3 protein-coding genes are annotated in these 8,794 nt (G+C 39.5%); all 3 read right to left on the bottom strand.

What is annotated here, in order from left to right; translation table 11 throughout:
* Positions 1-795, bottom strand: a 795-nt coding sequence (locus ACFSKV_RS16395; RefSeq protein WP_380805144.1) for a PorP/SprF family type IX secretion system membrane protein, incomplete at its 3' end; no start/stop codon positions are given.
* A 416-nt stretch (positions 796-1,211) separates the two neighbouring features.
* Complete coding sequence (locus ACFSKV_RS16390) at positions 1,212-5,567, bottom strand: DUF7507 domain-containing protein (RefSeq protein ID WP_380805142.1); 4,356 nt, start codon at positions 5,565-5,567, stop codon at positions 1,212-1,214.
* A gap of 570 nt (positions 5,568-6,137) precedes the next feature.
* Positions 6,138-8,794 (bottom strand): DUF7507 domain-containing protein (locus ACFSKV_RS16385; protein WP_380805139.1); only part of this gene is annotated, 2,657 nt, incomplete at its 5' end.

Raw genomic sequence — 8,794 nt, 5'->3', positions numbered from 1 at the left:
GCCGTTCAGGTTGTCCTCCAGGTTGTCGTTCCAGATCTTCACGTTAGAACGGTACGAACCGCCCAGCCACAGACGCTCCATGAACAGGAACATCCCGTTAAGATCGTAGGACGTCGGCGCACCCTTCACTTCCTTCACCAGGAAGCTCGGCTTGAACTGAAGCTTGTCCCCAAGAGGGAAAATCGCCCCCGCAGTAAGGAAAAAATGTACGTCGTGGAACGCAAGCGCGATGTCCTCACGCTCAAGGGATCCCTTCCCCACAAGGTTGTACGCGCTCAGCCCCGCATAGAACCTGCTGCTGTGCCAGAAGGCACCAAGGTTCATGTTCGGCGTAAGCATCGTCAGACGGCCCTCCGGGATGTTCGGGTCGTTCGGGTCGTTGTAGCGCAGCATGTCCCCGTCTATCATATAGTCGGAAAAACCGCCGCTCGCACCAAGGCTGAAAAAGGAATCGTCACCCGTCTGCAGCCTGTACGCATAGGTCAGAAGCGCCGTCGTCGTACGGGTCGGACCGATCTGGTCGGTAAGAAAGGACGCACCGAAGCCCATCTTGCCCTCATTGGCACTCAGGTCGGCCGTCACCGTAAATGTGCGCGGGGCACCCGGAAAATCCATCCACTGGCTCCTGTACGTGCTCTGTATATAGCCCTCGTTCTTGTAGCCCGCATACGCAGGGTTGATGTGGAGGCCGTTGAATATGTACTGGCTGAACTGCGGCAGCTGCTGGGCCTCCGTACGGCCCGCTGACATCGCAAAAATGCCCGCCGCCAACAAAATGTTAAAAATCTTTTTCATCACTTCTCGGTTTATTTGATTTATATGGTCCTTTGCCGCATTTACAGGCCGCGGCAGCCCTCTCTTTTCCGGGACACTCAATCCGTCCCGATTCCTGTTTTTACTCCCTTTCCGGCCCCCGGGACCGGTTTTTGACCCTCACAGGTCAACAGATAAAATTCCAAATAACTTTTATGACGTAAACATACAGTTTTTTGCTTTTCATGTCAAGCATTAACCCAAATATTTTTTTATCTAAATACAAAAAATTTATTTTAAAATACTTTTTTATAGGTATGAAAAAATTAAAAGAGGTGTCTATAAAGTATTAACAGCTGATATTTAGCCCTTTATAAGGAGAAATTAAATTTTTCTTAAACACAAAAAAAGCGGCCTTTTGAGCCGCTTTTTAAAGTTATAAAATTTAATCTTTAGGCTTACCTGATCACTTGAATCCATCCCTTAAAGTCATGCGTTCTTCCCTGGGCATCTACCCCGGTCAGCACGTAGAAGTAAGTTCCTGCTCCTTGGCCTGGTGCATCCCAGTCGTTATTGTAATTGCTTCTTTGGAATACAGTATCGCCATATCTGTTCAGGATCACAATTTCATTGCTTACAAATTTGTTCAGACCCTTAATTTCAAATGTATCATTTCTACCGTCACTGTTTGGCGTGATCACATTCGGAATGAAGAAAGGTTGAATAATATTCACATCAGTATCTGAATTATCACCTGGGTTGACCTCATCCTCTGAAGACACCACTGTCACATTATTGGTAATGGAAAGTGGATTTTCTCCAGTTAGCGGATTCGCCTTTACTCTCAAAGTTATGGTTACAACTGCATCAGCAGGTAGGAACGGTATGTTCCAAATTATGTTGTTACCCTGAATCGTTGTGGTCAATTCAACCTCATTACTTGTAGACACAAAACTTGAACTGATATAGCTCACTCCTGCAGGAAGTTCATCTGTTACCACAACCTCTGAAGCATCGGTCTCACCGATATTGCTCACTGTGATCACGTATTCAAATTCATCCCCTTCAAATACCTCAATATCATTAGAGGTCTTGCTCACTGAAATGTCAACATCTGGATTCAATAGTCTAAATGTCACAATCGCATCATCACTATTGGTAGGATTCAGTGTTTCTCTCAAAACATACCTCAAGGTGTATTCTCTGGCTTCGTTAACTCCTGGTATGGTAAGCGTAAGCTCTCCATTTTCATTAATTTCCAATCCAACAATACCATCAAGTTCAGTAAATTCGAAATCTACATCTGCTGGATCTGGACGTTGGCCTTCCAAAAGATCATTATCAAGGATATTTCCAAGAATTCCGGTGAAGTTAAAATCATAGTCGCCTAAATTATCATCATTTGCTATGATTTCGTTAGAGCCCCCACCAATTGTGATGCTGTCCTCCCCATTCACTTCTTCTCCGTTTGGATCCGTTGAAGTAACAGTTACAATGTTCACAATGGATCCCCGTTCAATATCTTCCAATACCACAATATAGATTGTTTCATAACTAACCGAAACTCCTGGGGCCAAGGTATCAATGAGTGTCTCAAAACCGGTAAGAGGATCGCTGACCAGAATATTGGTCAAAGTCACATTTCCATTATTACTTACCGTGATTGTGTATACAATTTCCTGACCTATCTCTGTAAAATCAGGACTAGAGGATGACTTAACTATTTCTAACTGGGCAATTTGATCAACACCAACCACCACAATGTCCTCCCCAGAAGTATCTTCACCGCTTCTTCCCTTTCCAGAAACCGTAGCTAAATTCTCAATTGTCCCACGATCCATATCAGCTTGTGTGACTACATAACTAATATCTACAGATCTGCTTTCACCTGGTGAAAGTGAACCAATATTAACATCATAATTAACCATTTGGTCCAACTTCCTTAAATCAAAAAGAGTGACATTACCTGTATTGGTTACCGTGAGGGTATAAACTATTACCTCACCTGCTTCAGTCACAATTGTCTTATCGGCTGTTTTTTCAAATTCAATTGAAGGATTTTGAATAGCTGTAATAATTTCAGTTGCACTCCTTTTAAGATCTCCCATTACTACAGAAGCAGTATTTATGACTTCACCATTGTCAAGATCTTCTTGAGAAATAATGTAATTTGTTGTAAAGGATACAGAATTTTCGGTGCCTGGCTCCAAAGAATCAATTTTTTCTTCAAACCCGGTCAATGGATCAGTTACCTCTAAATCAACCAAAGTTGTCGTACCAATATTGGTGACTGTAATGGTGTAAGTAATCACTTCACCCACAGTATCATAAGATTCTGTTGAAGCAGTTTTATTTATTTCAACTCCAGTCAATAAAAACGCATCATCAATGATTACAGTTATTGTAGCTGTGGAAATATTACTTGGATTTTCCAAATCGGAAATTTGGTACACCAATTCGTAGGTTCCAGGTTCTGCCCCAGGGGAAACGAAAATATTCCCATTATTTACATCAAGGGTCAATACTTCAAAAGGATCAGGAGTCACAATAGAAATCTGGACATTGGAAGTAGTAGCAGGTCCACCATTATAGGTGTCATTATCCAATGCATTGATAGGTGAAAGACCACCCTCACTTGTGAAAACTCCTATATTATCAACATTGGCTATAATTAGGTTTAAAGACCCTACATTAAATTCAGTAGTAGCTTCACATCCATTTTCATCTTTTACGACCACCACATAGATCCCTGAAGAAATATTGGTCAAATTATTTTCACTTGAAATTAATTGGCCATCCTTAAACCAATTCACTATGTAATCTCCAGTTCCTCCGGAAATTTCCAAAACAACCCCACCATCAGAGAGCCCAGTCGTTGGATCCGAAATTTCTCCATTAATTAAAATTTGAGATGGGTATACAATATTTTTAATTTTTGTGATAGAATTACCAGTTCCATCATTTACTGTAAGTTTGACCTGTGTGGCAGAGCTATTTTCGTAAACATAAGACGGATTAGCTACTTCTGAATCAATATTTCCATCATTGTTAAAATCCCAGGCATATGCATAAGAAATGCTCGAAACAGATTCATTATTAATTGAAGTTCCTCCTCCAACAATTGAAGTGAAATCAAAACTAAATTCTTCACCATTACTACATGCCACCCATGAAAAATCCAAAGACAAAGGCGTCGAAACCAGTAACTCAGTTAAACATTGACTGTTCTGAGGTTCGTACGGCTCACAATTTTCAATTATCTCATTAGGCTCAGGTTCCTCTGTAAGCCAAGTAACAAGGATATCATTCAATTTTATGGCATCGCCACAACTCCAAATAAAAGCATTAGTTAAAATCCTGGTTTGTGGATCTTGAGATGGTTCTATTGTTCCGAGAAATGCATTTACAGGTAGACTTAAATTTCCTAGGGACAAATCTGCAAAGAATCTGGTTTCAAATAAAGTGGTTGGCGAATTGGACACCAATGAAAGCGCTAAGTAAACTTCCCTGGTAGTGCCAATCTCACAGGACAAATCCGTATCTTGAATAGGGTTTCCAAGAGCATCACTCAAAAAGACATTTTCAAAAACAAGATCTCCGGATTGGCATTCAAAATCCTGATCTCTACAGTCAGGAAAATCAGAATCAACAGGATCCACAACCCTTATTGTTACGACGGCTCTATCTTTTCTACCATCAAGTTTGTCCTCTATTTCATATTCAAAAGTGTAAATACCTGCTGGAGTACCCGGTCTAACAGAAACTGACCCAAAGTTTGGTGAATTTGGATCCTGATCTATAATTAAAACACCTTCAGCAATTGCCCCATCTATATCAAAAATTGTTAAATTTATTTCAGATGGATCCAAAACTTTTCCATCAAGTTCATCATTATCAAAAATATTGAGAACATTGTTTCCTCCAAAAAATCCAAAAATTGGCCCTGAATTATCAGGAGCAGCGGAAATTTCCCTTGCAAAAAAGATTATTTTACCATCACTTTCCCCAATATCAAAAACCCTAAATCCATAGATTGGTTCCTCTGTTCCAAACAAATCCGGAGTGAAAACTGTTAACCATTGTTTTTGATTCGTTGCATCCACCTGATGGTTTACTCCTGTATTCCAATCAAACTGTACTCTTAATTCTACCCTTGTTGAACCTTCAATTACATTACCATCTATGTCTAATGGCAAAAGGTCCAGTGCAGAGTTTCCGTTACGTTCAGATATCATCAAATAACCTGATTGAGGAATTTGGTTGGGATAAATAATATCCAAAAATGCACTATCCTCTGAGAAAATTGGAGTACTTCCAATATCCCAGTAAGACCTAAGGTCAGGAGTTGAAACCACTTCCTGAATTGCTTCTAAAAATTGACTTAAATTTGAGTGGGATATATATTCATTTGAATTTGTGTGATTATATTTTATCACTCTTATGGCATTAGGTGTAACATTTGTTCCTAAACCAGGATTGGCCGTTTTGACTACCGGAAACCTGTTTGTTGCAAAAATTCTTTCTCCATTTCCTAATAAAATAGATTCGACTTCAGCCCTGCCGTTTTCTGGAAGTGGGTTTGGTAGTCCTGGCGTATTTTGAACAATTCTTTGTTCATTGGGACCATTTCTATCAACTATTAAAGTTACCTCTTGAATCGGGATATTATTCTGTGTCCCATTTACTATTATTGAATTTTGGGCCTGAACTTTATTCCCAAGAAAAATGAAAAATAAAATAAATTTGAAAATTGTATTTATCCTTATCTTTCCGGCGGTATTCGCCAAACCATCACTTAAATGAAAACCTTTCATCACATTGTTGTTTACGGTCTATAAATCAGAAACTTATCAATCACAAATACTTAAAATAATTCATTTTTTTATTTCAAATATATGAATTTGCTGTAAATATATATGAATTTGTAATTCAAGTCAAGAAGCATTTAAAAAAAATTCACATATATTACATTTTTTTTATTGTAAAATACATATTTATGGATTTTAAAATTAAAATCACAAGATATTCACAAGGACAAATGAAGGATTTTTTGGAATATAAAAATAATTATTAAGCCTTCCTATCTAAATTTTCAAAGCACTTTTTAAAGACAAACTACCACCTTAAGAAAATTTGTGAAATCAAAAAACCATGCTCCTTTTTGGGGGGGCGTTACAAAAGCTTTTAAAAAAGTTAAAAAAGAAAGCTTCGTCATAAGTCAAATGAAGGCCCTAAGATTTGGCTATATGAAATATAGCGCAAACGCCTACCCGAATAAAAAAGAGGCTGTTCCCATTAATGAGACAGCCTCTTTAATAAAAATCAACTGTTTTTGTTTAAAAAATCCAAAAAGAAACCTTTATCCTATTATATAATACCATCTTTTAATAAATCTTATTGATAGTTGATCCATCCTTTTTTATGACCTGAATCCATCCTTTGAATTCATGTTTTCTTCCTTGAGCATCCTCTCCTGTCAGCACATAGAAGTAGGTTCCAGGTGTTAATCCAGGTGCATCCCAACCGTTTTCATAATTACTTTGTTTGAACACGTGGTCTCCGTACCTGTTGAAGATGACAATTTCATTTTGGACAAACTTTTTCAATCCTTTGATTTCAAATGTGTCATTTTTACCATCTCCGTCCGGTGTGATCACATTTGGTATAAAGAATGGATTTATTCGGTTAACATCTGTATCAGAATTATCTGATGGATTGATATCCTCTTCGGTAGAACTTACTGACACCCTGTTGGTAATTGTTTGGGCCACATCACTTGGAAGTGCTTCCGCTTTAACTTTCATCGTAATCACCACCACTCCCTCTACAGGTAATAAAGGTATCGTCCAGGTAACCCTACTCCCTTGCACTGAAGTATTTACTTCAATTGCATTATTATTGGATTCGAAGTTGGAACTTACATAAGAAACACCGGCAGGAAGATCATCTACAATTTCAACATCTGTAGCATCCGTTGATCCAAGATTGGATACTGTAATGAAATATTCAAATTCATCTCCCTCAAAGATTTCTATTTCATTTGAAGTCTTTTCCACCGATAGGTCCCCTTCATTATTGACCAATCTGAATGTCACAATAGCATCATCCGAATTGGTTGGATTCAACGTTTCTCTGAGCACGTACCTTAAGGTGTATTCTCTGGCTTCATTGATTCCTGGAATAATCAAACTGAGTTCACCATTTTCATCGATATTCAGACCAATGATACCATCCAGTTCAGTAAATTCAAAGTCCACATCGTTAGGGTTTGGACGCTGTCCATCAAGCAAATCATTATCAAGAATATTACCCAACACACCGGTAAATGAAACCGTAAAGTCACCAAATGCATCATCATTAGCAATAATCTGTTTCGCCTCCCCTGATATAGTCACACTGTCTTCTCCATTGATTTCGCTTCCGTCAGGTGCAAATGCTGTGGCAGACACATTATTTACAATAATTCCTCTCTCCAAATCTTCAAGAGTAACTGTGTAAGAAGTTTCTAGACTGACCGCTATTCCTGGAGATAAAGTAGCCAGTGTTGTTTCCAATCCTGTAAGAGGATCTTTGACCACAATATCTTTTAGGGTTACATTTCCAGTATTGGAAATTACAATTGTGTACCCAATCACCTGACCTATTTCAGAATAATCCTGGCTGTCCGCAGTTTTCACTACAGTAAGCTGTGCATTTTGATTGACTTCAATGGTAGCACTGCTTTGATCTGCTATTTCTTCCCCACTTGGTTCCTGTCCGGTTACAGAGGCAATATTCTCAATTAAACCTCTATCTAAATCCCCTTGAGTTACCACATAGATAAGATTAATAGATATGCTTTCCCCAGGCGCCAATGCTCCAATATTCTGATCATAGGAAAGCATTGGATCCAACTTGTTAATATTACTGATGGTAACATTACCATTATTTGTTAAAGTCAAGGTATAAACAACCTCTTCTCCTACTGCACTTACAGTTGTTTTGTTAGCAGTCTTGTTTAGACTCAGAGAAGGATTCTGTATTACATCAACCACCAAACTGGCTTCATCTGAGGTTTCATCACCTTTTGGATCTCTTCCTATTACTGAAGCAATATTTTCAATTATTCCAGCATCTATATCTTCTTGCGTAACCACATAAGTGATATTTATAGAAGCACTCTCTCCCGGAGCCAGTGAACCCACATTATTGTCATACGAAACTTTTGGATCAAGTTTCCTGATATCATTGATGGTCACATTGCCTGTATTGGTTACAGTCAAGGTATAAACAATCTCTTCTCCTGCTGCACTTACAGTTGTTTTATTGGCTGTCTTATTCAGACTTAGAGAAGGATTCTGTGGAACATTAATCACTAAAATCGCTTCATCTGAGATTTCATCACCATTTGGATCTCTTCCTATTACTGAAGCAATATTTTCAATTTTCCCAGCATCTATATCTTCTTGCGTAACCACATAAGTGATATTTATAGAAACACTCTCTCCCGGAGCCAGTGAACCCACATTATTGTCATAGGAAACTTTTGGATCCAGTTTCCTGGTATTTCTAAGGGTCACATTGCCGGTATTTGTCACAGTCAGAGTATAAACAATCTCTTCTCCTGCAGCACTCACTGATGTCTTATTGGCAGTTTTGCTTAAACTGATGGAAGGAATCCTTGTAAAGTTCTGTACGTCATCATCCGTATCGGTTACATTTCCGTTGTACTGGCCCGTAGCCGTCGCAACGTTGGTGAACGTGCCCGCATCGATGTCCGCCTGTGTTAGCGTGTACACCGCCGTGAAGGTACTGTTGTCAACCGCTCCGGGAGCCATCACCGCTATCGGGGTTCCGCTCACAGTCGCCTGTGGATCCGTCACCACAACTCCGGTCAAGGTCACGTTCCCCGTGTTCTCAACTGTAAAGGTGTAGCTGATCTGGTCGCCCGCACTCGCCCTGCCGTCCCCGTCAGTGTCGTTGTAGGTTCCCGTCTTGGTGATCTCAATGGACGGCGATGCCGCTATAGGCGTGATCGTCTCCGTATCCGTCGCCTGGGCAG

This window comes from Shivajiella indica (genome assembly GCF_042683085.1).
GTDB classification, from domain to species: Bacteria; Bacteroidota; Bacteroidia; order Cytophagales; family Cyclobacteriaceae; genus Shivajiella; species Shivajiella indica.
The sequence above is the reverse complement of the archived record's forward strand: the minus strand, read 5'-3'. Positions and strand labels throughout refer to the sequence as shown.